Raw genomic sequence first — 26,638 nt, 5'->3', positions numbered from 1 at the left:
GAAACTCAGTATATTGTTTGATAATTATTCAATTTCGGACGACTTGGTTTTCTGTCCGAATTACGCAACAAAGCCCATAAAAGTTACTGTTTTTGTTGAACTCAGCTCAAAGCTAACAACTTCATAGTAGCCTTGTTGCGTAAAATTAAGTTAAAGTGCCATTATTATTCACAAAAAGTGTGTTTAAGAATTTTTTGTAGTGAAGGGTGTAATTAGATACTCAATAACAAAATATGGTAGTTCGACTGGTGAGTATTTGGGAACAGAATTATATAAAACTCAACTTAATAAGTAGTCGAAGATGGAAGATATCAGTTTAGCATCAGATTTAGTGATTTATCTGACTACGGTTGGAATTTTAGGTATATTTGCTTGGTTTTTGTTTGTTATTTATTTGAAATCCAAGTGGTTGAAGTATCTTGAAGATGCTCTTGATAATGGAGTTCGATACTACACTCTGAATATATTCTTATCAGGTCACGGAGTACTACAATATGGAACTGTTTTTCTGAGCACTTTTCATGCGAAACGATATAAAATGTTAGAGAAGAGGGATAAGGTTCCAATTCATATTCAACGATTGTTTGTTCTCTCATTCGTATTATTTATTTCAAGTACATCATGTCTTCTGGCTGGAGTTATAACTCATCATATTTATATAGAATAAAGGTTATTTAACAAGATTATAGTAATTTGACCTGAGTATTTCTATTTAATAGATAATTTAGAATGGACATATCAGTCTAAAGATTTAATTTTCTAGACTATACGGTTTACGCTTATATAGAGCCATTATATAACGGCAGAATATGCCAATAAAATGGTGATTACTAAGCTAACCTCCAAGGATGAGAACTTAAACGTTATCAAATTGTTAACGATTGCTATACTTAAACGGTCATCAACACAAGTAAAAGGGATGTTCAATGTTTAAGTTTAAGCAAATCGCACTTGCGGCTTCTTTGGCTGCACTCACAACAGGCTTTTCTGCGTCTGCGGAGGAAACGTTTGTCACGATTGGTACCGGTGGCGTAACAGGGGTTTATTATCCGACTGGTGGCGCTATTTGTCGCTTGGTTAACAAATCGCGAGAAGAGCACGGTATCCGTTGTTCGGTAGAAAGTACTGGGGGATCGATTTATAACATCAACACTATTAGTGCTGGTGAATTGGACCTCGGTATCGCGCAATCAGACTGGCAGTATCATGCTTACAAAGGAACCAGTAAGTTTGAAGAAAGCGGGCCTTTTAAAGAGCTACGCGCCGTCTTCTCCGTTCATCCAGAACCGTTTACTGTCGTTGCACGTAAAGACGCGAACATCAAAACTTTTGATGATTTGAAAGGTAAGCGCGTTAACATTGGTAATCCTGGTTCTGGTCAGCGAGGTACTATGGAAGTGCTAATGAACCAGTATGGTTGGAGTAACGACGACTTTAAGCTTGTCTCTGAGTTAAAAGCAGCAGAGCAATCAAAAGCACTTTGTGATAACAAAATTGATGCGATGATTTATACCGTTGGTCACCCAAGTGGAGCGATTAAAGAAGCCACTACGTCGTGTGATAGTAATATCGTAACGGTAGCTGGACCTAATGTAGAAAAACTGGTTGCAGACAACAGCTTCTATCGTGTCGCAAATGTCCCAGGTGGTATGTATCGTGGCACAGATAGTGATGTTCAAACCTTTGGTGTGGGCGCGACGTTTGTTTCTTCTACTGCGGTACCAGAAGATGTGGTTTATAACGTGGTTAAAGCGGTATTTGAAAACTTCGATGATTTCCGCCGTCTCCACCCAGCGTTTGCAAACTTGAAGAAAGAGGAAATGGTAAAAGACGGTTTATCTGCGCCTCTTCACCCAGGTGCGCTCAAATACTACAAAGAAGTAGGGCTGATTAAGTAAGCGTTACCCTCTCTTATTATTGATGTAAAACGCCATCTTTCTCGATCAATGCCACTCGTTTAACTGCGAGTGGCATATTTCTATCTCTCGTCATCCTGTACAGCGACGAAGGAGCGTGATACAGGATCTTCCATCCGAGCACTTTGTGATCAAAATGGTTTCATTAGCCGCTCAGTGTAGTGCTATTAGATTCCTAACCTCGCTGGAGTGACACAAAAAATCGTTAAGCTATCTGCATTAATCTTTCGCGCTGGTGTTTTTGTAGGAGTGTTATCCACTTGTACAAGTTTTGCTTAAACATAAACATCAATGAAAAAGTAGATAGTGATGAGAATAGAAGAAAGAGCAACAAACCCTTTAACATGATTGGGATTCAGTTGACGAGATACACGAGCTGCAAGATACCCACCTACCAACGTACCGACCAAAACAACACTACCTGTGTGCCAGTCAATGGAGCCATTGGCAACAAAAATCACGATAGCAATGAGTGAAACACACGTAGATACGAGCAATTTCAAACCGTTCATTAAATTAATGTCTTGGTGGCCAGCTACTACCAGATAGCTCAGAACAATAACCCCTAAACCTGCGTTGAAAAAACCACCGTAAGCAGAGACACCAACAAGTAGTAAACCCAACGCGATTGCTCCGAGTATGCCAGCATGTTTGTGCTCTTTCGCGACAGTTTTGATTAGCATTGTTAAACGAGAACCGGTGAGAAAAAGCACGGTGGCAAATAAGAGTAACCAAGGGATGGCTTCCATAAATAGCGATTCTGGCGTGTTGAGCAACAGATATGCTCCGACAGCGCCGCCGACTAAACTGAATGAGACTGTGAACAGCAGTTCATGCTTGTTCTTCATGATCTCTTCTCTGAACCCGACGGCTCCACTAATGTAACCCGCACATGAAGCATATGTGTTTGTTGCGTTAGCCATAATAGGAGGAACACCAACTGCCAATAGAGCCGGAAAAGTAATAAAGCTTCCGCCTCCCGCTATGGAGTTAATGATCCCACCAATTACGCCAGCAATGAATAAAAGTGAGAGTTCTAAAAGCATAAACAATCCTTGTTATGTTCTTTTTTATTGTTAGAGCTTCAGATGATCTAACCTACATGCTCTAATGTTCTGATATGAGGTTTACTTTACCCGCTCTAAAACAAAATTGTTCAGTTCTGTAACGTTTTTGATGACATGAACGGCTTTACTTTGAGAGTACCCTTCGAGGCGAGACATAAAGTCATCATTCCAGAATGCGGGGCATTGCTGAAGAACTTTGTAGCTTTGTAACGTTCCTTTCAGTACCGAACTACCATCAGGCCAACCTTCAGGTTTAATGAATAGTCCTTTAAGGAGACGTTTCGTCACAAACCAATAGCTTACTGAGTATGGTAGATCAATATAAATGAGAGTATCGGCTGCATCTAAACGAGCGTTGAAAGAGCTGATCGGTCCAAGGCCATCTATAATCCAACGATCTGAGCTTAGTATATTGCTATGGGCTTCATCAAAAACGCTACGCTCAACGGGATCACCGTTTGGTTTATATACTATTGAATCTAATTGATGAAGAGGAAGACCGGTAGCCGACGAGATTACTTTACTTACCGTCGATTTTCCACTACCGGGTTTACCAAAAACTGCTATTTTTTGCATAGTGACCGCCTCCAAGAGAGCTTTTCCCATACGGTAGAGACAGAAAACCCACCGCTATGGGTGGGTTCGATAAATACTGAGCGCATCAAAAAATCCCACCATTCCTATGGAATGATGATAATTCGTTGGTTAAGTTGCGCTAAGTGTGTGTTCATACAATCACCTTCATATAACGACAGTGATTTGTCAATACCATCTGCACAATAAGCGAACGATTTGGAGGGCGGAAGATAAAGCCATCACGATGGATGGCTTTATCTAGGTTGAAAGAGACAGCGATTACTGCTCAACGCTGACTGGCTGTGCTTTAAACTTTTGAATCAGCTTTACGATTAGTGGACTTGCCAATACCAATACAGCTAAAACAGTAAAGGTAAGGGTAATAGGACGCTCCCATAGGAAACTCAGTTCTCCATCTGAAATCATTAATGCGCGGCGTAAGTTCTCTTCCATTAATCCTCCAAGGATGAAGCCCAGCAATAAAGGTGCGAGCGGGAAGTTAGCGAGCCGAAGTGCAATGGCAGCCATAGCAACAATCAGCATCACGAACACATCCATAGTGTTAAAGGAGACCAAATAAACCCCGGTGATTGAGAAGAATAAAATCATCGGTAGAAGCACCGTTCTTGGAACCGCCAAAAGCTTTGAAATATACGGAATCAACGGTAAGTTCAGGATCACAAGTACGATGTTGCCGAAGTACATGGAAATGATCACTGACCAGAACACATCTGGGTGTTCAACAAACAGGCGAGGGCCAGGTTGAATACCATAAGCGATCAGAGCGCCGAGCATTATTGCTGTTGTACCAGAACCCGGAATACCAAGCGTTAGCAGTGGAACAAATGAACCACTAGACGCTGCGTTGTTTGCTGACTCTGGCGCAACCAAGCCACGGATACTGCCTTTACCGAACTCATCCTTTTTCTCTTTAGGTGCGAGGTTGCGCTCCATACCATAGCTTAAAAAAGCAGCAATAGTTGCCCCTGCGCCAGGAAGAACGCCAGTGAAGAAACCTAATATTGAAGAGCGAATTGAAACAGGCGCAACATCTTTGATTTCTTCCTTGGTCACTTTCATTGAGCCAATGTTGCTCAGCTTTTCTTGTTCTTCATCGCTGGTGTCTTTTGATGGTTTAAGAATGCCCATCAATGTTTCACCCAGTGCGAATGTCGCCATTGCAAGCAACAAGAAGCTAAAGCCATCCATTAAATCCGTTAAACCGAAGGTAAAGCGTTCAACGCCTACGCCTTTATCGATTCCAACTGTAGATAGCATCAAACCAAGAATGGTCATCATCCACGCTTTGATTACCTGACCTTTCCCCGCAAAAGCCGCGACTGCTGATAACCCAAGTAGCATCAACGCAAAATAGTCCGACGATTGGAAGCTAAGGGAGACGCTAGCCAATGCTGGTGCGGCAACAAGCAACATAATGGCAGATAACGTTCCGCCAGTGAAAGATGAATAAGCTGCCAAAGCTAATGCTTTACCTTGGGCCATTGGGTAGCCGTCGAATGCTGTCACCACGGTTGAAGAACAACCCGGCGCGTTGATCAAAATCGACGATGTAGAACCACCAAATACCGCACCGTAATAAACACCCGCCATTAAAATAAGGCCAGAGGAGGGCTCTAGGCCATAAGTAATTGGGATCATCAAAGCAATGGCTGAGATCGGCCCAAGTCCAGGTAACATGCCGATAAATGTACCGACGAAGCAGCCCACGATCACCATCATAATGTTCATTGGCATTACTGCGGTGGATAAACCTTGTAGAATTCCATCTAACATATTTCAGTCCTTTCTTTGACTACCAGATGGTGAAAATCAAACCCGGTTCGAGATAGATGTCCAAACCTTGAGTGAGTAATAAGTAGAACGCGATCACGAATGGAAACGACGCGCCAAACAGAACGGGTTTACGTCTTTCCCCGAGCAGATAAAAGCCAGCCAATAAAAAGAAGCCAGTAGCTATCACAAAACCTAGATAAGTCAGGCCCACGCCGTAGAGTGCCATTAAAATTAAAAAGGCAATCAGTAACTTCCAATTGAAGGTCAGCACTGCGCCACTTTGTTTATCTGGTTGTCCTGTCACCAGCAATAGCAAAGAAAGGCCGACACCAACGTAAGTCAGGATGGTTGGCAGAGTACGTGCGGTGAATGGTTCATACTCATCACCTGGAAACAATGGAATTTGTGAGGTTTGATAACCGTAGCAAAGACAGAAAAGTAGAAAGATCATTGCGCCGACGCGGTCACGACAGAGCAAATACTCTTTGGTGAAAAAGTTGGTTGAACGAGGCATATTCAACTCCTAACAAAAGTAAAAAAGACCGCATATGGACGTCAATGAATAAACTAAACCATTAACAATTAAGCATTTCGCTGCTAGTCGAGCCGCTTTGGGTATATAAACAAAGGAGTGTGCATGTCGATTGTCGACAATGTCCATATGCGGTGAAACTTAGAGTGCAAATACAATGGGGAAATACCAACCTACGTTATTCATTGAGGTTGGTATCTGAGGGACCCCAATTCGATTGTTACTTCAGGAAGCCTAACTCGCGCATTAAGTCACCCATCTGTTGCTCTTGATCTTCAAGAAACGCGAAGAATGCTTTATCCGCTTTATAGTTGTCGATCCAACCATTGCGGTCTCGAACGACTTGCCATTCGTCGGTGTTATACATTTTAGTAAATGCGGCATTCCATTCATCTAGCTTTTCTTGGCTTGTGCCTGGTGCTGCAAAGAATCCACGCCAGTTAGCAAAGACAGTTTCATTACCATATTCGGTGAGAGTTGGAATGTTAGGCGCAGCTTCTAAACGTTTTGGTGCTGTAATCGCTAACACTTTCACTTGCCCAGACTTAGACATTTCGAGTACTTCACCTAACCCTGTAGAGAGCAGTTGTGTTTCGCCTGAAAGTAGGGCAGCCATGGCTTTTCCACCTGCATCATAGGCAATGTAACGAACTTTGCGCGCATCAAAACCTTCACCTTTGAAAGCCGCTGCTATAACCAAATGATCCATAGAACCACGAGCAGAGCCACCAGCAACCTTCACTTTACGAGGGTTTTCTTTAAAAGCTTTAACGACATCTTCCCAAGAGCTGTAAGGAGAATCGGCTGATGTAACAATGGCGCCATAATCGGCAACCGTTGCGGCAACAGGAGTCAAGTCGCGGAAAGATTGTGGGAAGATCCCACTGAGCGAGCGAACGACGATCGGTGTTGAGTTCACCATGAGTGTATCTTCTTGACGATCAGCCGTTTCAATCAAATGTGCGATTGCTTTGCCACCGCCACCACCAGATAGGTTTTGAAATGATACGGTTTCAACGATGTCCGACTTTATTAATACATCACCAGTACCTCGGGCGGTCATGTCCCAACCGCCACCGGCACCTCCAGGGATAAGAAAGTGCATTTTTTCAATATCTGCAGCAAGAGCGTTGAATGAAAATGAAGCTGCGATGATTGAAGCGGCGAGCGTTGGTTTGAGTACCTTTAACATGTTCACGTTCCTTATGTTAGCGACTCTATTTAGTTGAGCCTTATTGTTTTTGCTCAGTTGTTATGCCTTGTAAGCGTTAAAGCTGAACTTGGTGTAAAGGTTAATTAAGTGTTAAATATCTGTCTGTAAAAGAGATATAAAGAGAATATTGAGCATTTCGGTTATTTTGTTCATAAAGTTCACGGCGAGAAGTTGGTGTTAGGTCACGCGGCTTTACGCTTTGGTAGGCCATAATAAAATGACGGAAAATGAACGAGGAAAAGAGAATGAAAGGGACGTGTTTGTGCGGCGCAATTGAAGTCATCGCTGAGGTTAAAAATGAGGTTAGCCTGTGCCATTGCTCTATGTGTCGAAAATGGTCGAGTGGCGCACTTCATGCGGTGCATTGTGGGCCTAACGTGACGTTTAAAGGTGGCGAACCTAAACGTTATCAGTCGTCAGACTGGGGAGTGAGGGGGTTTTGCGGTGAGTGTGGCACAAACCTTTTCTACCATTTGTTGCCGACAGGTGAGTACATTCTTTCCGCTGGTTTGTTCGATAACCCAGATTTCAAACTCACTTTAGAGATTTTTACCGATGAAAAGCCAGCTTATTATGACCTCAATTCCGCTTCACAAAAGATGACTTCGCAACAAGTCTTTGATCAATTTGTACCTAAAGAATAGTTTTTTATCCGATTATTGTTCGACAGCTGAGCTTTTAGTTTTTAGATCATAAGCTTAAAGGTTTATAAGTTGTCGACAATATGAACTCACCATTCTTTATTTCTGCTAAAAAAGGCACTTAATGGGCATTTTAGGCCCATTTAAATTACGACCTTAGTCTAAATTGTCGACAATTTACTTGATTGTCGACACTTTGATCGACTACTTTATATTCAGGTTAAGAAATTGTAGACATTTCGATGTCGGTAACAAGAGTATCTGAATATGAACTCTGAGTTGAAAGCTCGTTATAAAGTGCTGGGTTCTGAGAAAGAACACACCAAATCTGAAACGCTGACCGAAACACTGATTGAAGTCATTGTTAATGGCGATGTGAAGCCTGGCCATAAGATATCAGAGCCTGAGCTAGCAAAGAAATATCAAGTCAGTCGTGGGCCTTTGCGTGAAGCATTGATGCGCTTAGAGGGGCTAGGGCTCATCGAGCGAATTCCTCATGTTGGGGCCAGAGTGACCACTTTTTCTCCGGAAAAGCTGATAGAACTTTATGCCGTTCGAGAAGCATTGGAAGGCATGGCAGCAAGGTTAGCTGCGCGACACATTACGCAAGAAGAGCTCTTAAGCTTGGAAATGCTATTGTCGACACATTCCAAGCATATAGACCAAATGGAAGGCGCGTCTTACTTCCATCAACATGGTGACTTTGATTTTCACTATCGCATCATCCAAGCGAGCAGAAACAGTAAGTTAATATCTCTGCTGTGTGATGAACTCTATCACTTATTACGGATGTATCGTTACCAGTCGCCACGTGCGCAATCTCGCCCGAATGAGGCGCTCACCGAACACAAATTCATTTTGGAAGCCATTCGCAATCGCGATGAAGAGCTTGCAGAAATGTTGATGAGAAGACACATATCAGGAAGTCGAAAGCTCATCCAATCTCAAATTATACATACAGAAAGTTTAGACAAAGACTAGAAGGAATTCGTCATGAGCTTAACACCGGGAGCGAAATTCAGACTCGCCATTGAACAAAATAATCCACTACAAATTGTCGGCACTATAAACCCGTATTGCGCCATGATGGCAAAAAACTTGGGTCACCAAGCGATCTACTTGTCTGGTGGTGGTATCGCAAATGCGTCATACGGATTGCCGGATCTCGGTATCACAACATTAAACGACGTTTTGGTTGATGTTGACCGTATTACTAACGCATGTGATTTGCCTCTTTTGGTTGATATCGACACGGGCTTTGGCGGTGCATTTAACATTGCTCGCACGATCAAAGCGATGGAAAAAGCGGGCGCGGCAGTGGTGCACATGGAAGACCAAGTCGCACAGAAACGTTGTGGTCATCGTCCGAACAAAGCAATAGTCAGCCAGCAAGAGATGGTTGATCGTGTAAAAGCCGCGGTTGATGCACGCAATGATGAAAGTTTCGTGATTATGGCTCGTACTGACGCGTTAGCTGTTGAAGGCATGGACAGCGCAATCGAGCGCGCGATTGCGTGTGTGGAAGCTGGCGCAGACATGATCTTCCCAGAAGCGATGAACAAGCTGGACCAGTACCTTCAGTTTTCAAATGCGCTTGAGCAAGCGACCGGAAAGCACGTTCCTATTCTGGCGAATATTACAGAATTTGGCGCGACACCGCTGTATGGCTGCGATGAGCTAGCGAAAGCAAAAGTGGACATGGTGCTTTATCCATTAAGTGCGTTCCGTGCCATGAACAAAGCTGCTGAAACGGTCTACAAACATTTGCTAGAAGTGGGTAATCAGGAAGCACTGGTTGATTCGATGCAAACACGTAAAGAGTTGTATCAGCACCTGAATTACCACGACTACGAAGACAAACTTGACCAGTTATTCTCTGAAGGGAAATAGCGGGGGAAAAGCAAAAATAAACGGAAGCCCAAGAAAAAGATAATCGGAATTTATCTCATCTAATAACGTGAAATTCGTTTGGCTAAAAACACCCCAGAGAGGGAAAAGTCAGACAGAAAAGGAGTTCAAACAATGTCTCAAACTGCAGAAAAGAAAGCAGAATTAGGTGGCGCAGGCCTTCGTGGTCAAAGCGCAGGAAGCACAGCTTTATGTACTGTCGGAAAAACGGGAACTGGTTTAACTTATCGTGGATACGATATTACTGATCTTGCGAACAACGCACAGTTTGAAGAAGTGGCTCACCTTCTGTTACGCGGTCACTTGCCGAATCAACAAGAACTCGATGCATACAAGACACACCTACTCAGCCTTAGAGGTTTGCCAGCCGAGCTAAAACAAGCTTTAGAGTTAATTCCTGCAAGCGCACACCCAATGGACGTAATGCGCACGGGTTGTTCTGTATTGGGTAACCTAGAGCAAGAAATGAGCTTCGAGGAGCAACTGAAAGCAACCGAACGTATGCTTGCCTTGTTCCCTGCCATCATCTGTTACTGGTACCGCTTTAGTCATGATGGCGTGCGTATCAACACCGAGGATCAGACTGAAGATTGCATCGGTGGTTACTTCTTACGATTACTTACAGACAAAGCGCCATCTGCGCTGCACAAACAAGTGATGCATTGCTCGCTCATTCTTTATGCTGAACATGAGTTTAATGCTTCTACATTCGCAGCACGCGTTTGTGCATCAACGTTGTCAGACATCCATTCTTGTATCACGGCAGCAATCGGTACGCTTCGTGGACCACTTCACGGCGGTGCGAACGAAGCGGCGATGGAAATGATTGAAGATTGGCAAACGCCCGACGAGGCGGAAGCGAACATCATGAAAATGCTAGCCAATAAAGACAAGATCATGGGATTTGGTCATGCGATTTATCGTGAAAGTGACCCTCGCAACGCCTTAATAAAACGCTGGTCCAAAGAGCTATCGAAACAAGTTGGTGATACTCATCTATATGCGGTTTCTGAGCGTGTTGAATCAGTGATGAAGCGAGAGAAAGGTCTGTTCTGTAATGCGGACTTCTTCCATGCATCGGCTTACCACTTCATGGACATTCCAACCAAACTATTTACCCCAATCTTTGTGATGAGTCGTTTAACGGGCTGGGCTGCACACGTTTATGAACAGCGTGCCAATAACCGTATTATTCGCCCAAGTGCCGATTATACGGGCCCAGATCATCAAGAATGGGTGCCTATCGAGAATCGCTAGCGCGAAGGTCAACGAGGGCATTATATGCTTTGGTTGACCACCTCCTTCCTTTGTCATTCTCTCTAACAGAGGAAGGAGATCCTCTCATCACTGTGTTTCTGGAGCAATGGAAAACCTTGATGAAGGCAAGATGTAAAGACTGAATGGAAGCAAACCATGAACACAAATATTAATACTCAATATCGTAAGCCGCTTCCGGGAACTCAACTGGATTATTTTGATGCACGCGAAGCCGTCAATGCCATTTCTCCTGGAGCCTATGAAACACTCCCTTATACCTCTCGCGTGCTAGCTGAGCAACTGGTCCGCCGCTGTGACCCGAACACATTGACAGATAGCCTGAAACAGTTAATTGAACGCAAACGCGATCTTGATTTTCCTTGGTATCCAGCACGCGTTGTTTGTCATGACATTCTTGGTCAGACCGCTCTAGTCGATTTAGCGGGTCTGCGCGATGCCATTTCAGATCAGGGCGGTGATCCTGCAAAAGTGAACCCAGTGGTTGAGACACAATTGATCGTTGACCACTCTTTAGCGGTTGAACATGCGGGCTTTGACCCTGATGCCTTCGACAAAAACCGCGCGATTGAAGAGCGCCGTAATGAAGACCGATTCCACTTTATTGAGTGGTGTAAAACAGCGTTTGAAAACGTCAGCGTGATTCCAGCTGGGAATGGCATCATGCACCAAATCAACTTGGAAAAAATGTCTCCTGTGGTACAAGCAAAGCAGGGCATTGCCTACCCTGACACCTGTGTGGGTACGGACAGTCACACGCCTCACGTAGACGCTCTTGGTGTTATTGCGATAGGTGTCGGTGGTCTGGAAGCAGAAACCGTCATGCTTGGCCGACCATCAATGATGCGTCTACCAGATATTGTCGGTGTCAAACTGACGGGTAAACGTCAACCGGGCATTACCGCAACGGATATTGTCCTCGCGATTACTGAGTTTCTTCGTAATGAGCGTGTGGTATCTTCATATCTTGAATTCTTTGGAGAAGGCGCACGTGATCTAACGATCGGAGACCGCGCAACGATTTCAAACATGACACCAGAATACGGCGCAACAGCTGGCATGTTTTATATTGATGAGCAGACCATCAATTACTTGAAACTAACTGGTCGAGATGAAGAACAAGTTGCTTTAGTAGAAAATTACGCAAAACAAACCGGTCTTTGGGCAGACGATCTTGATAGCGCAGTTTACGAGCGCGTACTTGAGTTCGATTTATCATCAGTTAGCCGTAACTTGGCTGGTCCGTCAAACCCTCATCGTCGTTTACCAACTTCTGAGTTGGCACAGCGCGGCATTTCTGGAGCGTGGGAAGAGAAAGAAGGCGAGTTGCCAGATGGTGCAGTGATCATCGCTGCTATTACCTCATGTACGAATACCAGTAACCCAAGAAACGTGGTTGCTGCTGGCCTTGTGGCGAAGAAAGCCAACGAACTTGGTCTTGTACGTAAACCGTGGGTGAAATCGTCTTTTGCTCCGGGTTCTAAAGTTGCACGCTTGTATCTGGAAGAAGCGGGCTTATTACCAGAGCTAGAGAAGCTTGGCTTTGGCATTGTTGGTTACGCATGTACAACTTGTAACGGTATGAGTGGTGCGCTGGATCCAAAAATCCAACAAGAGATCATCGACCGTGATTTATATGCGACAGCGGTGCTTTCTGGTAACCGTAACTTTGATGGTCGAATCCATCCGTACGCCAAACAAGCTTTCTTGGCTTCACCACCATTGGTTGTCGCTTATGCGCTGGCCGGTACCATTCGTTTTGATATCGAGCGCGATGCGCTTGGCACGGACCAAAACGGCAAACCAATTTACTTAAATGATTTGTGGCCAAGCGATGAAGAGATCGATGCAGTTGTCGGTACTCATGTTAAACCTGAGCAGTTTAAGCAAGTTTACATTCAGATGTTTAAGCTGAATGATCAAGAGCAAAATCCCAACCCGCTGTACGACTGGCGTCCGATGAGTACCTATATCCGCCGACCACCCTACTGGGAAGGTGCGCTAGCGGGAGAAAGAACATTGTCTGGTATGCGTCCATTGGCGATTCTGGGCGACAACATCACCACTGATCACTTATCACCATCCAACGCGATTCTCGCAAGCAGCGCAGCAGGTGAATACTTAGCGAAAATGGGTGTGCCAGAAGAGGATTTCAACTCTTACGCGACTCACCGTGGTGACCACTTAACGGCGCAACGCGCGACCTTCGCTAACCCAAAGTTGTTCAATGAAATGGTGAAGGAAAACGGCGAAGTCGTGCAGGGATCTCTGGCGCGTGTAGAGCCAGATGGGCAGATGGTTCGTATGTGGGAAGCGATTGAAACCTACATGAATCGTAAACAACCATTGATCGTGGTGGCTGGCGCGGATTACGGTCAGGGGTCATCCCGTGACTGGGCAGCAAAAGGCGTTCGACTGGCAGGCGTAGAAGCCATTGTTGCTGAAGGCTTTGAGCGTATTCACCGTACTAACTTGGTTGGCATGGGCGTACTACCACTGCAATTTAAGCCAGGCGTTAACCGCAATACGCTAGAGCTGGATGGTACGGAACTTTACGACGTGGTTGGAGAAATCAAGCCGGGCGCTGATTTAGCGCTGGTTATCACACGCAGCAACGGCGATAAAGTCGATGTTCCGGTTACTTGTCGCTTAGATACCGCTGACGAAGTTCACGTGTACAACGCAGGCGGTGTTCTGCAGCGTTTCGCGCAAGATTTCTTGGCACAATAAGGAGTGCGTATGTCAAATAATACTCCGAATCAAACAAGCCAAATAAAAGTGTCCGCGACGTACATGCGTGGCGGCACGAGTAAAGGTGTCTTTTTCAACCTAGAGGATTTGCCTCAAGAAGCGCAAGTGGCTGGAGCCGCACGTGACAAACTGTTGTTACGTGTTATTGGCAGCCCTGATCCGTACGCGAAGCAAATTGATGGTATGGGGGGCGCGACGTCAAGCACCAGTAAAACAGTGATTGTTTCGCGCAGCAGCAGAGCCGATCACGATGTTGACTACTTATTTGGCCAAGTGTCGATCGACAAACCATTCGTCGATTGGAGCGGTAACTGCGGCAACTTGTCTGCCGCTGTCGGTCCTTTCGCCATTCATGCTGGTCTGATCCCACAAGACCGCATTCCAGAAAATGGAATTGTGACGGTGCGTGTTTGGCAGGTGAACATCAGCAAAACCATCTTGATTCACGTGCCAATCGTCAATGGTTTCGTCCAAGAAACCGGAGAGTTTGAACTCGATGGTGTCACGTTTCCAGCGGCAGAGATTCAAGTGGATTTTGTTGATCCTTCCGATGGCGAAGGAAGTATGTTCCCAACGGGCAACTTAGTTGATGATTTGGTGGTGCCGGATGTGGGTACGTTCAACGCGACCTTTATTAACGCGGGCATACCAACCATTTTTATTGATGCTGAATCGATAGGATATCAGGGCACCGAGCTGCAAGACGATGTCAACAACGATGACACAGCATTAGCGATGTTCGAATCCATCCGCGCATATGGCGCGTTAAAAATGGGCCTGATTTCTGATTTAGAAGAAGCTCAAACACGCCAACATACGCCGAAAATAGCGTTTGTTTCTAAACCGAAAAGTTACCTGTCTTCAAGTGGTAAAGCCGTTAATGAGTCGGATATTGATGTGCTCGTTCGCGCGCTGTCGATGGGCAAGCTACATCATGCAATGATGGGAACAGCAGCCGTTGCTATCGCTTCTGCTGCGTGTGTGCCCGGAACGTTAGTGAATTTAGCCGCTGGTGGCGGTGAAAAAGAGTCCGTGACTTTTGGTCACCCGTCAGGAACGTTAAAAGTTGGGGCACAAACGAAGCAAACTGAGCAGGGCTGGGTGGTGCAAAAAGCCATTATGAGCCGAAGTGCGAGAATACTGATGGAGGGATTTGTGCGTGTACCCTTCTATGTCTTCGATTAAAAGAGACGATCTTTGGATTAAAAGAGCGATCTTTGAGTAGAACGAGAGCAATGTCAGGACATACTGGAGGAAGCAATATGTCTTCATACGAAAAAGAATACTTATGGGCGAAGAATGAACCGGAGAGTTTTTGGCGCGCTCAAGCGGAGAATATCGATTGGTTCGAATCTCCTAAAACTATCTTGAAATCTGATGAAAACGGCATAGAACGTTGGTTTCCAGATGGTGTAATGAATACGTGCTGGTTAGCATTAGATTACCATTGCGAGCAAGGACGCGGTGATAATACTGCACTCATTTATGACTCGCCAGTGACAGGTCGTAAAGCCACGTACACCTATAGCGATCTACGTGACCAAGTAGCAAAAATTGCTGGCATGCTGTCTGCTCAAGGTGTTGAAAAAGGCAACCGAGTCGTTATTTATATGCCGATGATCCCAGAAGCCGCAATGGCGATGCTTGCCTGCGCGCGTTTGGGGGCGATTCATTCCGTAGTATTCGGTGGTTTTGCACCTAATGAGCTTGCTGTACGAATTGAAGATGCAGAGCCGAAAGTGATCATGACGGCGTCGTGCGGGATTGAGATCAACAAAGTCATTCCATACAAACCAATGGTAGACAAAGCCATTATGGACAGCCGTTGGAAGCCTGAGAAAGTGTTTGTTTTCCAACGTCCAGAGTGCGACGCTGAGCTAAACCAAGATAGAGACTTAGATTGGCAGCGAGAGTACAACCAAGCGCTGCCACATGGTTGTGTTCCGGTGTTAGCAACCGAGCCGCTCTACATACTTTATACATCGGGTACGACAGGTAAGCCGAAAGGCGTTGTGCGTGATAACGGTGGTCATGCTGTCGCGATGAAGTACTCCATGAGCGCAATCTATAACATTCCTCAAGATGGCGTCTTTTGGGCGGCATCTGATGTGGGCTGGGTAGTAGGGCACTCTTACATTGTTTACGCTCCACTGATTCACGGTTGCACTACTATCCTATTCGAAGGCAAGCCTGTTCGAACACCGGAACCTGGCGCATTTTGGCGAGTGTGTGATGAATATAAAGTAGATGCGTTGTTCTCTGCACCAACGGCGTTTCGTGCGATTAAGAAAGAGGACCCGGAAGGCGAGCACTTAAAACAGTACGACTTGTCGAATCTGAAAACCATCTTTATGGCGGGAGAACGCCTTGACCCTCCGACACTGGAGTGGGTTCAGAGCAAAGCGGACAAGCCCGTTATTGACCACTGGTGGCAAACCGAGACGGGCTGGGCCATCGCCGGCAACCCGACAGGTGTCGAAATGATGCCAGTTAAAGCTGGTTCTTCGACGAAGCCCATTCCGGGTTATCAGGTCGAGATTCTGAATGAACTTGGAGAGGCTGTCGGGCCTAACCAACAAGGCTTTGTCGCATTAAAACGTCCGCTACCACCAAGTTGTCTGCCAACGGTTTGGCGTAATCATGACCGTTTTGAAACTGGTTATCTTAGCCAATTCCCAGGCTACTACGTGTCAGGTGATGGTGGCTATCTGGATGAAGACGGTTACCTGTTTATTATGGGACGTATTGATGACGTGATTAATGTCGCGGGACACCGATTGTCGACAGGTGAAATGGAAGAAATAGTAGGAGGCCACCCAGCGATTGCAGAATGTGCGGTGGTTGGTATCCACGATGATCTAAAAGGTCAGCTTCCACTTGGTTTTGTGGTACTGAAAGACGGCGTCAAAGTAGATGAGCTAGACCTTGAAGGTGAGCTTGTTGGCAAAGTGCGTAGTGAGATAGGTGCAGTTGCTTGCTTCAAGCATGCGTTGGTTGTAGACCGTTTACCGAAAACACGTTCAGGTAAAATTTTGCGTCGAACTATACGTCAAATAGCTGATGGTGAAAAATACACCGTTCCGTCAACGATTGATGACCCAAGTAGCTTGAACGAAATTGAGCGAGTGCTACGACGCTGAGAAAAACTCAATTCTAACTAACCCCTGATCCTCGAACTCTGTTGGTTGGTTCTGCCTCTGTACGTTTATTAAGTGCAGGGGCCTTTTTGTTGTTCAAACAGTACAAACGTATCGTGAAAGCATTTGTGACTTGCCAATACGACGTTTTCCTCACAAACTACAGCCATTCCATTTTTAGTGACCCTTTGTATGACCACGTTTGCGATTAAACCTGCGTGTTTTAGCGACCTAGAGTTGCTCAACGATCTTATGTTCGAGCTTCATGATGAGCATCATCTTCAATCTCCTGAGCTTTTCAAAACGGCAGAGGAGATAGAACAAGAAAAAAGCATTGCTCGATATATTGATGACCCTGAGTGCCTTGTTTACGCAGCAAAACAAGGAGATGAAATTATTGGCTTTATCTCTGGTCACTTCTGTGAACTTATTTCTACCGTCAGCCAGCCAGTTATGATGGGAAGTGTGGATGAGCTCTATGTGCTGCCTGAATATCGAAAACAAGGTACGGCGCAGGCATTGATTAATAAAATTGAGTCAACGTTCTCTGATTACGGTGCAAAACAGATGTTTGTTGAAGTATGGCATTTTAACCAGGGCGCAATATCTTTGTATGAAAAACAAGGATTTGCACATCATATCCACTATTTAAGAAAACCGCTGAACGAATAATCGTATTTAACTTTAATATTGTGATTTAGGTTCTATCGAATTGAAATCATTCAGTTCGTCAATAGACTTTTCTCTATAAGTTGCTCGCAATGTTAACAAATTGATATGCACCCACATTGGTATCGGCGTTTTTGTCTGCTTGTTTATTAGTAGCACGAGGATCGTGCTTACAAAAACAAGAGGACAATATTTTGAAACTAATAAAATCGTTACTTGCTTTAGCCGTTTTGCCAATGTTCGCAAGTGCTGATGATTTGTCACGGACGCAAAATCATACTATCCAACCCCAGATCGTAGGCGGAGTAACTGCCGACCCACGTGACTGGAAATTCTACACCCAAATTGTTAGTCGTTATGGTAACCGATCATATTGTGGGGCCAGTTATATCGGGAATGGTTACGTCCTGACTGCTGCGCATTGTGTTGAGGGTGATTCTCCGAATCAGATAGCGGTTAAAATCGGTGGCGTTGTTTATAACGGTAGTGACGGTGTTCGTGCAAACGTCAGTGAGATCCATATGCACCCGGCATATCGCCGCGCGACGCTTTCTCATGACCTCGCGGTATTGAAGCTCGACTCTGTGCCTCAAGGTGTTTCTTCAGTTGAGATTGCGAATGGCAGTCTAACGCAATACGCGAGCATCGGAGATTGGCTTAGTGTTGCTGGCTTAGGGCGAACTTCTGAAGGAGGAAGCTCTCCGTCTCGATTGCAAGAGGTTGACGTCCCACTTGTGTCGGATATGACTTGCCGTCAAGCCGGTGGCAACTACACAACGGTTGGAGAAGTGTCATTCTGTGCGGGTATTCCTCAAGGTGGGATAGATTCTTGTCAGGGAGATAGTGGTGGTCCAATCGTTATTAATCGCAGTGGTGTAATTACTCAACTTGGTGTGGTCAGTTGGGGAATAGGTTGTGCTCGTCCTGGTATGTATGGGGTTTATAGCGATATCGCTGCTATGCGCAATTTTGTCGATGGTGTTATCGGAACAGCAACACCACCAAAAGAAAATGTTTCTGTTGGATACACCACCGAACAGACACTGGCATCATTTAATGTTGGGGAGTTACAGCAACATAGCTTTGTTATCCAGAATTCAGGGAACACCACGTTCACTGTAGAAAATGTTCGCGCGTTTGCTTCGGGTGTTACTGATGCAGCTGTTATTGCCAATGATCAGTGCTCTCAGGCGACGTTAGCAATGAATGTAAGTTGTCGTGTTGATGTTGAATTTGGTGCTACTCAGAGCGGAGAAGCAAGAGTGGCTTTGAACTTCAACGTTGATAAGACCAGCACACAATACCAAGCGTTAGTATCTGCTCAAGCGAAAACGGTGACAACGCCTCCCACAGATAGCTGTACAACTGTATGGCAAGCCAGCTTAGTGTATCTCAAAGGAGATACGGTCACTTGGAATGGTAAAGTTTGGCAAGCGCAGTGGTGGACTCAAGGTGATAACCCAGCAGACTCAGGGCCTTGGGGTGTTTGGCAAAAAGTAGGCGATGAGAATTGCACGTCTAACTAACGATCGAGCCAGCGAATTTGATTCGTTGACCATGAGATAAGATTCATTCTTGGTTTCAACGATCAGTACATAGTTATCATAACTGGGGTTTATTGTTTGCGAATAATAAGCCCTTTTTTATTGTGTCAACTATGAGAACCCACAAAATGTGTATGACTTTTCCTGACGTTATCTTTATATAACTGGCAGAATTGCGATCAACATTTTATGTTTTGTCTGATTTTTGTCAGGTTTGCATTAAATTATTCTCCAGTGAGCGTTGAGATCAGGTTTTACGCGATCAACTCAGTTTGGCATAACTCGTTACTTAATTTTTGTCGAAAAAGATAAGATTAACTGCCATGATTCATTGGTTATCATTATGTTTATTTAAGGTCATATTTTGTGTTGAGACAGCTGTTATTACTCATCCTTTGTTTTATTTTGTTACCTGTTTCACCGATCTCTACGGCTAAAGCCACTGCGAGCGAAGTTAAAGGAGCGCTCTGTATTGTTCGCGCTGATGACAAGTTAGTGCTGGTTCATGAAGTATTAACGGATAAGATTTCTCTACCTGGCGGAACCATTATTGATGGTGAGTCTCCACAAGTTGCTGCTCAACGAGAAACGTGGGAAGAAACCGGTATAGTGGTTACGGTTGGAGAGGAGCTTGGCAGAACGGACACTGCGGTTTTTTACGACTGTATATCAGACTCTGACATTATCGCTTTTTCTATGAATAATTCTTTAGGTGGAAATGAACTGCCTATTTGGTTTGCCCCTCATTATGGAGTAGAAGTTGCGTCAGCGATGTTGCTTAGCCCATCTGAATTACCATCATCTTTATATCGTTATCCTGAGCAATGGCCACAAGCCACTCAGTTTTTTGATCAAGCTACCAAGCAATCAGTATCTTATGTGACTCAGTTGATCGAATCCGCGCCTTCATTTCGTCAGGTTGAATTGGCGTGGCTGATAGATTTACAGAGTTGGGTAGGGGCGTTGTCAGAAACGAGTTACGAGGTAGCTAGTCAGCTCTCGAAACTGGTTATAGATCTGACAGAGCCAACGGTACTACTCTTTCTATTTCCTTTTGCCATGATGCGCTTTGGTAGCCGGTTTGTGTACCGACTCTTTTTCGCAATTAGTGCAACGTCGCTTATGGTGCTTGTCGCTCAACAAGGCTTTTCGCTACCGCGCCCACATGTCTATATACCAATGATGGAGTTAACGCACAGCTTTGGCTTTAGTTTTCCTAGCTTGCCTATCGCTGTGTGGTTTTGTGTGCTGACGTTCTTGTTTCATAGAACCCAGTATTTTGGTTTGAATGGAACAACGGCAGTCTTCGTGTTCATCACTCTTACTGTGGTGTTAGGTAAGTTTTTCCTCGGCAGTGCCTTTATTTTAGATATGTTATTTGGCGCGCTGTTAGGCAGCTTAGTGGCTTGGCATGTTCTTCGACTGGAGACAAATCAAGATGTGAACGTTGATCAAGTTCTAAGCTCAAAAGGCGTCTGGTTCATTATGACTGCGGCAACATCGGTCATCTCCGTCATCTGGCCATTACCTGTGTTTGGTCGCTGGCTAGCAATTTTAATCACTGCATCAGCGTTGGTCATGACATTTAAAGAGTCGAAAGCACATTTAGATACTCGGCAGATGATCTTTGTGACGCTGGCATTGTTGCTTGTTGATCAACTCTATTTGTACTCGGCTAATATCGTATCGTTTAGCGGTTTGTGGTCATTAGTCTTGTCGACGTTACATTATCCATTATTAATGTTGTTATTTATGCTGCTTGCAAGGAAGCTGACTTGTGAAAACCAACCGAGCAAAACGTTGCTAGATTGATGGCTGTATTTGTTATCTATTAGTATTTAAGTAAAAACAAAGCCTTGCATTACAGCAAGGCTTTTACACGTTTAGTCCACGAACAACGCCGCTTGCCTATCTTGGACGGCTAGGGATGTTAAACGTAAGAAGCTTAACGCAACAGACATGGCGGAAAGGGCTATGCATTGAGCACGAACTTTTCTATAGCTTTAGCGACACCGTGCTCATCATTACTTGCCGTAATGTAGTCAGCGATTTGCTTGGTTTCTTCCATTGCATTTGCCATCGCGATACCAAGGCCAGCGTATTTCAGCATGTGGTGGTCATTTTCTGCGTCACCCATACAGATAACTTCTTCCGGTTTAATTCCCAGATACTCGGCAATTGCGGCAACACCAATACCTTTGTTGCTCGCAGGGTTAAGAAACTCAAGGAAAAACGGAGCGCTTTGAACAACCGTAAACGCTTCGCGCATTTCAGCTGGCAGTGCTGCTATAACTTCTGTTAGTTTGCTTGGCTCTGCAACCATCATAGCTTTGATGATTGGATGATCGTCTTCTAGTGATTCGAAGTTCATCTCAGTGACATTTAAGCCATTTATCTTTGCTTCAATATCGGTGTAAGGGTTGTGCTCGTTGGTGATTAAACCATGAACTTGACTAAAAGCATGGACGTACGCACCTAGCTCTTCGGCTTTTCGCGCCACCAATTTTGCAGCTTTACCATCTATGATTTGCTGGTGGATGATGTCGTTTGTGCCTACGTTCTTGACCATCGAACCGTTGTAGTAAAGAACAAAATCTCGATCGGAATGGATATTCAGTTCGTCGAGCTTGTCTTGCATTCCTTCTAATGGGCGACCAGAAGCGAGAACGACAGTAACGCCTGCTTCTCGAGCTTTTGCGATCGCTTGTTTGTTTTCTTCAGAAATGGCTTTATCACTATTGAGTAGCGTGCCATCCATATCTAGTGCGATCAGTTTATACATCATTTCTTACCTTAAAGTTTTTTGGGAGCTGTCAGTGAATAAGGCTTGGTTTAACGTTAACCAGAAACCTATATTCATTACGCTATGAAACTACAAAATGGTCTATTTTAACAATTAATTTTTGGTTTAAATTGACCTAGACACGCGTGTCCATTATGGTCTTCGCCTCGAAATGTTATGAGTTGAGTGAGTTCTGCGTTGTATAAGCTAAATGAGATGTTTGAAACCATCCAAGGGGAAGGGGTTTTCACTGGAGTCCCTGCTGTTTTTGTTCGGCTTCAAGAGTGTCCGGTTGGTTGCTCATGGTGCGATACCAAACAAACGTGGTATGCAGATGAGAATGATCAACGTCAAATAGGCGATATTCTGGTGAAAACGGAAGACTCTCCGACGTGGTGTGTTGCATCTGCCGAGAACATCGTAGAGCAATATCAACAGCAAGGCTTTAATGCTAAGCATATCGTGATTACTGGTGGAGAGCCTTGTATTTATGATCTGCGCCCTTTAACAAAGGCGTTTGAAGATATGGGGTGCCAATGCCAAATTGAAACCAGTGGCACATCAGAAGTGATTACTTCAGAAAATACGTGGGTGACAGTGTCACCAAAAGTAGCAATGAAAGGTAAATTACCAGTGCTTAATAGCGCGTTAGAGCGGGCAAATGAGATTAAGCATCCAGTCGGCACCCAGAAAGACATCGACCACCTTGATGAGCTTTTAGCAAATGCGAACGTAGCGGCTGAGACTATCATTGCACTACAACCAATTAGCCAGAAGCTTCGTGCTACGCAATTGTGTATTGATACGTGTATTGCCCGCAATTGGCGTTTGTCTGTTCAAACTCATAAATATTTGAGTATTGCTTAGACGAGAGGCTCGTCATCATTCGAAGTGGCTTTTCTATCTAATCCCGGTTTCGCGAGTAATGCAGTTGGTAGCTTTGCTATGGAATCATTGTCGATGTATCTAAACAATTTATAGCGTTGTAAAAGCTAAGCAGTGTTGGCTGCTGTGGTGTGGTGCTATCTTTGGTTCGACAATCGTTTCGCATTTAATTGATGCCACCAATCTGGCGGCATCAAAATGAAGCTCTGTTGGCTGGAGTTTCACGCTGAGATAAAACGTTTAGAAGCTAACGCAAAAGGTTTTATCCCAGCGCTATTACCGCTAACAAAGACTATTTGCTCGCTAAGTATTCTTCTAAGCCGCTTTGTCGCAGTAGGCACGCTGGGCATTCACCACAGCCTTTACCAACAATTCCGTTGTAACATGTTAAAGTATTGTTTTGGACAAACTCCAACATATTGTGCTTATCAGCTAGAGCCCAGGTCTCGGCTTTAGTAAGCCACATTAAAGGAGTCTTAATGTTGAAGGCTTTATCCATACCTAAATTGCAAGAGAGATTTAGAGAGCGAATAAAGTTGTCTCGGCAGTCAGGGTAACCACTAAAGTCTGTTTCGCAGACTCCCGTAATGATGTCTTGAATGCCAAGCTGGTAAGCATGGATACATGCGTAAGTAAGAAAGAGAATGTTTCTCCCTGGAACGAATGTATTGGGTACGTTAGCGTCGCTTAAGTCATTAGATACCGGAATGTTGTCTCTTGTCAGCGAGCTTATCGCTAACTCATTAATTGATTTTACATCCAGGACTTTGTGGCTTTTGATGTTAAGTTGCTTACCTAATTCGATAGCGATATCTATTTCATCTGAATGACGCTGGCCATAATCAAACGTTATAGCATGAACTTCATCATATGTATTTAATGCATCGATTAAGCAGGTCGTAGAGTCCTGCCCACCGGAAAAAACCACAAGTGCTTTTGTTGTAGCCATGTTGAACCCTTAGTTATGCTCTTTGATTCTTTGGTATTGATACGTATTCTTAGGCGTTTAATCCCAATTACGTACTCGACTTCGTGGCGATTGCGTCCGCAATCAGCTGGGCTGTGCTCTCAAGCACTCTTTGCTTGTCATCATTTGACAGCTTGTGGAGATTCACAGCAAGTTCAGCGGTGATTTCATCTTCACAAAAAAAATAGTTTAGAGGCACGTTTAGCTCATCTGCGATAAGTTTGAGCGTTTTTACGTCGGGAGTATGGCGCTCCCTTTCGTATTGATTCATCCTTGCACTTGCAGAACTATCATCCATGCCGATACGGATGCCCAGTGCTTTTTGGGACAGATTCGCTTGTTTACGCGCATGCTTAAGGCGGGCTGGGAGTGGATTATTAAACAACACTTAATGTTCATACGAAGGACTTGGATGACTAAGATTATCTTAGTTTTTCTGATTTGTGTATACTAAGTAATGCTTAGTTATTGCCGAGGTCGCCAAGGCCGTGTATGTATAGCTAAACAAGATTTCGTATCTTTAGGTTGATTAAGTGACGTTGAATCTACTTCTTCAAAAACTGCCGTATGAAGCAGTGGGAGGAGCGAGTAAGGCACGAGAAACCGCAGCGATTTGTAGAGCAGAATTTGCTCTTCCCATAAACGTAGTCGTCTAAGTTGAAGAGCAATATTGTTCTTGATGATCAACTATATACTTAAGTAAATAACTGTGTCGCACAATAGATCAGAGCTGCTGCTAAGCTCATATTGATGACTTTGCCATATCTCTGGAATTGCGATTGAAGTAGCTTTCCTGCAACGGCCCAAACTACGTTGCTAAGAAGTGCGATCAAAGCAAGAATGAGGCTAGTCGCTAAGATCCAGTAGATATTCTGAGTGTGGGGCAGTACGAACGTAGAAATAGAGGTAATTCCATAAAGAATGATTTTCACATTAACGAACTGCAAACCGAAACCTGTTAAGAAACTGATACCTTTAGAATTATCCGATGAAGTTTTGATCTCACTCGTAGCAAGCCCCCAAGCCAACCAAACAATATAAGCTGCTCCAATCCATGTTAGCCAAGGTGTAATCACGGGCAAGAGGCTGATCATGTTATACGTGAAAGCGCCACAAAGTAGCATCAAAACAACATAACCACAAAACATCCCCGAAATCACTTTTGTTGAGCGTTTTAGTCCATATTGCGTCGCGATGCTGAGCGATAAAATGTTGTTTGGCCCTGGTGTAATTGAAGTAATGATTACGTAAGTAAAAAATGCGGTGTAGATGGCGGTCATCTCTATCTCTCCTGTTTTTACTGCACTATACTTCGCTACAATTGATTAAAAAATTGAATAAATTAAAACTTAGACTTTTAATTTATTGAACTGTTGGTTGTGGAGTCTAGTCATGAATCTAAAACGCTTTCTTACTTTTAAAGCTATTGTTGAAGAAGGATCGTTTCTAAAAGCGTCACAGAAGCTTTATTGCACGCAATCAACCGTCACCTTTCAAATCAAGCAGTTGGAACAAGATCTGTCTTTGCAGCTGTTCGAAAAAATAGGGCGTAAGATGGTTTTGACTCAAGCAGGAGAAAAGATACTGCCTTACGTCTATGAACTGGCGCGAGTGATGGAAAATATTGAGGGAACAGCACAGCAAGAAAACTCGGAGCCGACCGGTGAATTGAAAGTGCTGGTTGCTGAGACTCAACTTGCTTATAAGATGGCTAATGTTTTAAAAGAGTTCAGGATCAGAGCGCCCAATGTTCGACTCTCTCTGCAATCACAAAATTGCTATCAGATTCGAGATGAGTTGATAGCGGATAAAGCTGATTTAGGTGTGTTTTATCGAGTAGGTAATGACGATACGCTCAAGGTGCACGAGTTTGAGCACGAGCCACTGGTATTAGTTGCTTCACCGCTTTTAAAAGGGCTAGATTTAAAGAAGAGAGAGCAACATATTGATTTAGGGTTTATAAGCAATGGCCCTAAGTGCCTTTTTCGACAGATGTTTGAGAGCATTATTCAAGAGCGTGATATTAGCATCGACAACATGATCGAACTTAGCAGTATTAATACGATCAAAAATTGCGTTGAGAGTAATATTGGTATCTCTTACTTACCTCGTTTTACGGTTGAAAAAGAGTTGCAAGAGGGCAGTTTACAAGAGCTTGAGTTCACCGAATTTTCACAGATGATCAAGCCACTCTGCGCTTATCATGCTGGGAAGTGTGTGACGCCGGCGATGGAAGTCTTTATTGATTGTATGCGTAACGAGTATGAACGGCTTTCTACTCAGAGTCGGTGATCTTTAATATGTTCTATCTGATATAGTTTCGTTTTTACTCCTTTTTATTTTTTAAGTGGCTACTTCTAATTTATTGATTTTTATTACTTTGTTTTGAATCCGACTGTTGTGGGATGATAAATGGGATCTGATGTGAAGAGCTATTTATTGACGGAAAGAGATAAGATATAAAAACGACGGCGTGTGATAACTAGATTAGATTACATAATTAACAGTGTAATAAATGCCATTCTTTATGGATTATTTTCAACGAGACTTAATTGTTACGGTTCGTTATTATTAACTCGTTAACGCATCCATTGCTAGGAAGTTAACTTACGCATATTGTTTTTTCATCATTTGCAGCAAATATAATTTGCTGCTTTTTTTTAGCCAAAAAAGTTCAAAGCTTGAACTACAAGCTATGAACTTTTATTTATACTTAGTGGTTTTCTACTTTAATAAGTAAAACACCGTTTAAAAGTATCGCGTAACCTAGTAACTCTAAGCTTTCTTCGACCAAGTTTTTCACGTCTCTATTGTATGAGTTCCCCATAAACTCGACCCAAAAATCACCATACCCTGCAAAGCGTGAGAATAAGAAAACAATGAAAAAGCCAATCGTTAATGTCGTGAAGCTAGAATGAGAAATGAAAAGTTTGACCTCATTTTTTATGTTAACTATGTTATTAAAACAAAAATAACAGACC

Annotated in this window: 23 protein-coding genes; 14 read left to right on the top strand and 9 right to left on the bottom strand. The window is 44.0% G+C overall.

All coding sequences use genetic code 11. The features are described 5' to 3' along the window. Window positions 1-301 precede the first annotated feature (301 nt). Both R7O12_RS12995 and R7O12_RS12990 read left to right on the top strand, forming a co-directional pair. Complete coding sequence (locus R7O12_RS12995; RefSeq protein ID WP_017821699.1) at window positions 302-667, top strand: hypothetical protein; 366 nt, start codon at window positions 302-304, stop codon at window positions 665-667. Window positions 668-926: 259 nt separating this feature from the next. Then, window positions 927-1,898 carry a TAXI family TRAP transporter solute-binding subunit gene (locus R7O12_RS12990; protein WP_318125913.1) on the top strand — a complete coding sequence of 324 codons (972 nt, stop codon included), beginning with the start codon at window positions 927-929 and terminating at the stop codon, window positions 1,896-1,898. 293 nt (window positions 1,899-2,191) lie between these two features. Here R7O12_RS12990 and R7O12_RS12985 read toward each other — a convergent pair whose 3' ends face one another. The 5 genes from R7O12_RS12985 to R7O12_RS12965 form a co-directional block, all read right to left on the bottom strand. Continuing rightward, window positions 2,192-2,962, bottom strand: coding sequence for a sulfite exporter TauE/SafE family protein (locus R7O12_RS12985; protein WP_047102688.1), 771 nt, complete (start codon window positions 2,960-2,962; stop codon window positions 2,192-2,194). 81 nt (window positions 2,963-3,043) lie between these two features. After that, a complete protein-coding gene (locus R7O12_RS12980; RefSeq protein WP_047102687.1) occupies window positions 3,044-3,559 on the bottom strand; it encodes an adenylate kinase in 516 nt (171 codons plus the stop codon). Between the two features lie 279 nt (window positions 3,560-3,838). Further along, entirely contained in the window at window positions 3,839-5,353 is a 1,515-nt protein-coding gene (locus R7O12_RS12975) for a tripartite tricarboxylate transporter permease (RefSeq protein ID WP_318125912.1), read from the bottom strand. 19 nt (window positions 5,354-5,372) lie between these two features. Beyond that, window positions 5,373-5,867 (bottom strand): tripartite tricarboxylate transporter TctB family protein, encoded by a 495-nt coding sequence (locus R7O12_RS12970; protein WP_005388179.1) that lies wholly within the window; start codon window positions 5,865-5,867, stop codon window positions 5,373-5,375. A gap of 238 nt (window positions 5,868-6,105) precedes the next feature. Next, a complete protein-coding gene (locus R7O12_RS12965) occupies window positions 6,106-7,077 on the bottom strand; it encodes a tripartite tricarboxylate transporter substrate binding protein (protein ID WP_005388181.1) in 972 nt (323 codons plus the stop codon). A gap of 266 nt (window positions 7,078-7,343) precedes the next feature. Between R7O12_RS12965 and R7O12_RS12960 the strand changes: the two genes are divergently transcribed. The 10 genes from R7O12_RS12960 to R7O12_RS12915 all read left to right on the top strand — a co-directional run bounded on the left by R7O12_RS12960 (window position 7,344) and on the right by R7O12_RS12915 (window position 20,835). Beyond that, on the top strand, window positions 7,344-7,742 hold the full coding sequence (locus R7O12_RS12960) for a GFA family protein (protein ID WP_017633774.1): 399 nt from the start codon (window positions 7,344-7,346) through the stop codon (window positions 7,740-7,742). A gap of 264 nt (window positions 7,743-8,006) precedes the next feature. Further along, window positions 8,007-8,720, top strand: a complete 714-nt coding sequence (locus R7O12_RS12955; RefSeq protein ID WP_005377279.1) for a GntR family transcriptional regulator — start codon at window positions 8,007-8,009, stop codon at window positions 8,718-8,720. Between the two features lie 12 nt (window positions 8,721-8,732). Continuing rightward, a complete protein-coding gene (prpB, locus tag R7O12_RS12950) occupies window positions 8,733-9,629 on the top strand; it encodes a methylisocitrate lyase (protein WP_318125910.1) in 897 nt (298 codons plus the stop codon). 132 nt (window positions 9,630-9,761) lie between these two features. After that, entirely contained in the window at window positions 9,762-10,904 is a 1,143-nt protein-coding gene (gene prpC, locus R7O12_RS12945; RefSeq protein ID WP_005377283.1) for a 2-methylcitrate synthase, read from the top strand. 156 nt (window positions 10,905-11,060) lie between these two features. Further along, the gene (gene acnD, locus R7O12_RS12940; RefSeq protein WP_132937111.1) at window positions 11,061-13,652 is read left to right on the top strand and encodes a Fe/S-dependent 2-methylisocitrate dehydratase AcnD; all 2,592 of its coding nucleotides are present in this window, start codon (window positions 11,061-11,063) and stop codon (window positions 13,650-13,652) included. Between the two features lie 9 nt (window positions 13,653-13,661). Further along, window positions 13,662-14,858, top strand: a complete 1,197-nt coding sequence (gene prpF / locus R7O12_RS12935; protein ID WP_132937112.1) for a 2-methylaconitate cis-trans isomerase PrpF — start codon at window positions 13,662-13,664, stop codon at window positions 14,856-14,858. Window positions 14,859-14,935: 77 nt separating this feature from the next. After that, window positions 14,936-16,813, top strand: coding sequence for a propionyl-CoA synthetase (locus R7O12_RS12930; RefSeq protein ID WP_318125907.1), 1,878 nt, complete (start codon window positions 14,936-14,938; stop codon window positions 16,811-16,813). 189 nt (window positions 16,814-17,002) lie between these two features. Then, window positions 17,003-17,482, top strand: coding sequence for a GNAT family N-acetyltransferase (locus tag R7O12_RS12925; protein WP_054579507.1), 480 nt, complete (start codon window positions 17,003-17,005; stop codon window positions 17,480-17,482). Window positions 17,483-17,673: 191 nt separating this feature from the next. Beyond that, the gene (locus tag R7O12_RS12920) at window positions 17,674-19,005 is read left to right on the top strand and encodes a trypsin-like serine protease (RefSeq protein WP_085570000.1); all 1,332 of its coding nucleotides are present in this window, start codon (window positions 17,674-17,676) and stop codon (window positions 19,003-19,005) included. Window positions 19,006-19,389: 384 nt separating this feature from the next. Then, window positions 19,390-20,835 carry a bifunctional NUDIX hydrolase/phosphatase PAP2 family protein gene (locus tag R7O12_RS12915; RefSeq protein WP_053307038.1) on the top strand — a complete coding sequence of 482 codons (1,446 nt, stop codon included), beginning with the start codon at window positions 19,390-19,392 and terminating at the stop codon, window positions 20,833-20,835. Between the two features lie 160 nt (window positions 20,836-20,995). Here the strand turns inward: R7O12_RS12915 and R7O12_RS12910 are convergent, their stop codons facing one another. Further along, on the bottom strand, window positions 20,996-21,805 hold the full coding sequence (locus R7O12_RS12910; RefSeq protein WP_017821691.1) for a Cof-type HAD-IIB family hydrolase: 810 nt from the start codon (window positions 21,803-21,805) through the stop codon (window positions 20,996-20,998). Window positions 21,806-22,021: 216 nt separating this feature from the next. Between R7O12_RS12910 and queE the strand changes: the two genes are divergently transcribed. Beyond that, window positions 22,022-22,672 (top strand): 7-carboxy-7-deazaguanine synthase QueE, encoded by a 651-nt coding sequence (gene queE / locus R7O12_RS12905; protein ID WP_053307054.1) that lies wholly within the window; start codon window positions 22,022-22,024, stop codon window positions 22,670-22,672. Between the two features lie 310 nt (window positions 22,673-22,982). Here the strand turns inward: queE and queC are convergent, their stop codons facing one another. The 3 genes from queC to eamB all read right to left on the bottom strand — a co-directional run bounded on the left by queC (window position 22,983) and on the right by eamB (window position 24,937). Next, entirely contained in the window at window positions 22,983-23,639 is a 657-nt protein-coding gene (gene queC / locus R7O12_RS12900; RefSeq protein ID WP_005377298.1) for a 7-cyano-7-deazaguanine synthase QueC, read from the bottom strand. 67 nt (window positions 23,640-23,706) lie between these two features. Further along, on the bottom strand, window positions 23,707-24,045 hold the full coding sequence (locus R7O12_RS12895) for a helix-turn-helix domain-containing protein (protein ID WP_005388200.1): 339 nt from the start codon (window positions 24,043-24,045) through the stop codon (window positions 23,707-23,709). Window positions 24,046-24,352: 307 nt separating this feature from the next. Continuing rightward, on the bottom strand, window positions 24,353-24,937 hold the full coding sequence (gene eamB / locus R7O12_RS12890; protein WP_005388201.1) for a cysteine/O-acetylserine transporter: 585 nt from the start codon (window positions 24,935-24,937) through the stop codon (window positions 24,353-24,355). A 112-nt stretch (window positions 24,938-25,049) separates the two neighbouring features. Between eamB and R7O12_RS12885 the strand changes: the two genes are divergently transcribed. Then, complete coding sequence (locus R7O12_RS12885) at window positions 25,050-25,949, top strand: LysR family transcriptional regulator (RefSeq protein WP_085570001.1); 900 nt, start codon at window positions 25,050-25,052, stop codon at window positions 25,947-25,949. Window positions 25,950-26,638 lie beyond the last annotated feature (689 nt).

The sequence above is a fragment of the Vibrio sp. Vb1574 genome (genome assembly GCF_033338675.1).
The sequence above is the reverse complement of the archived record's forward strand: the minus strand, read 5'-3'. Positions and strand labels throughout refer to the sequence as shown.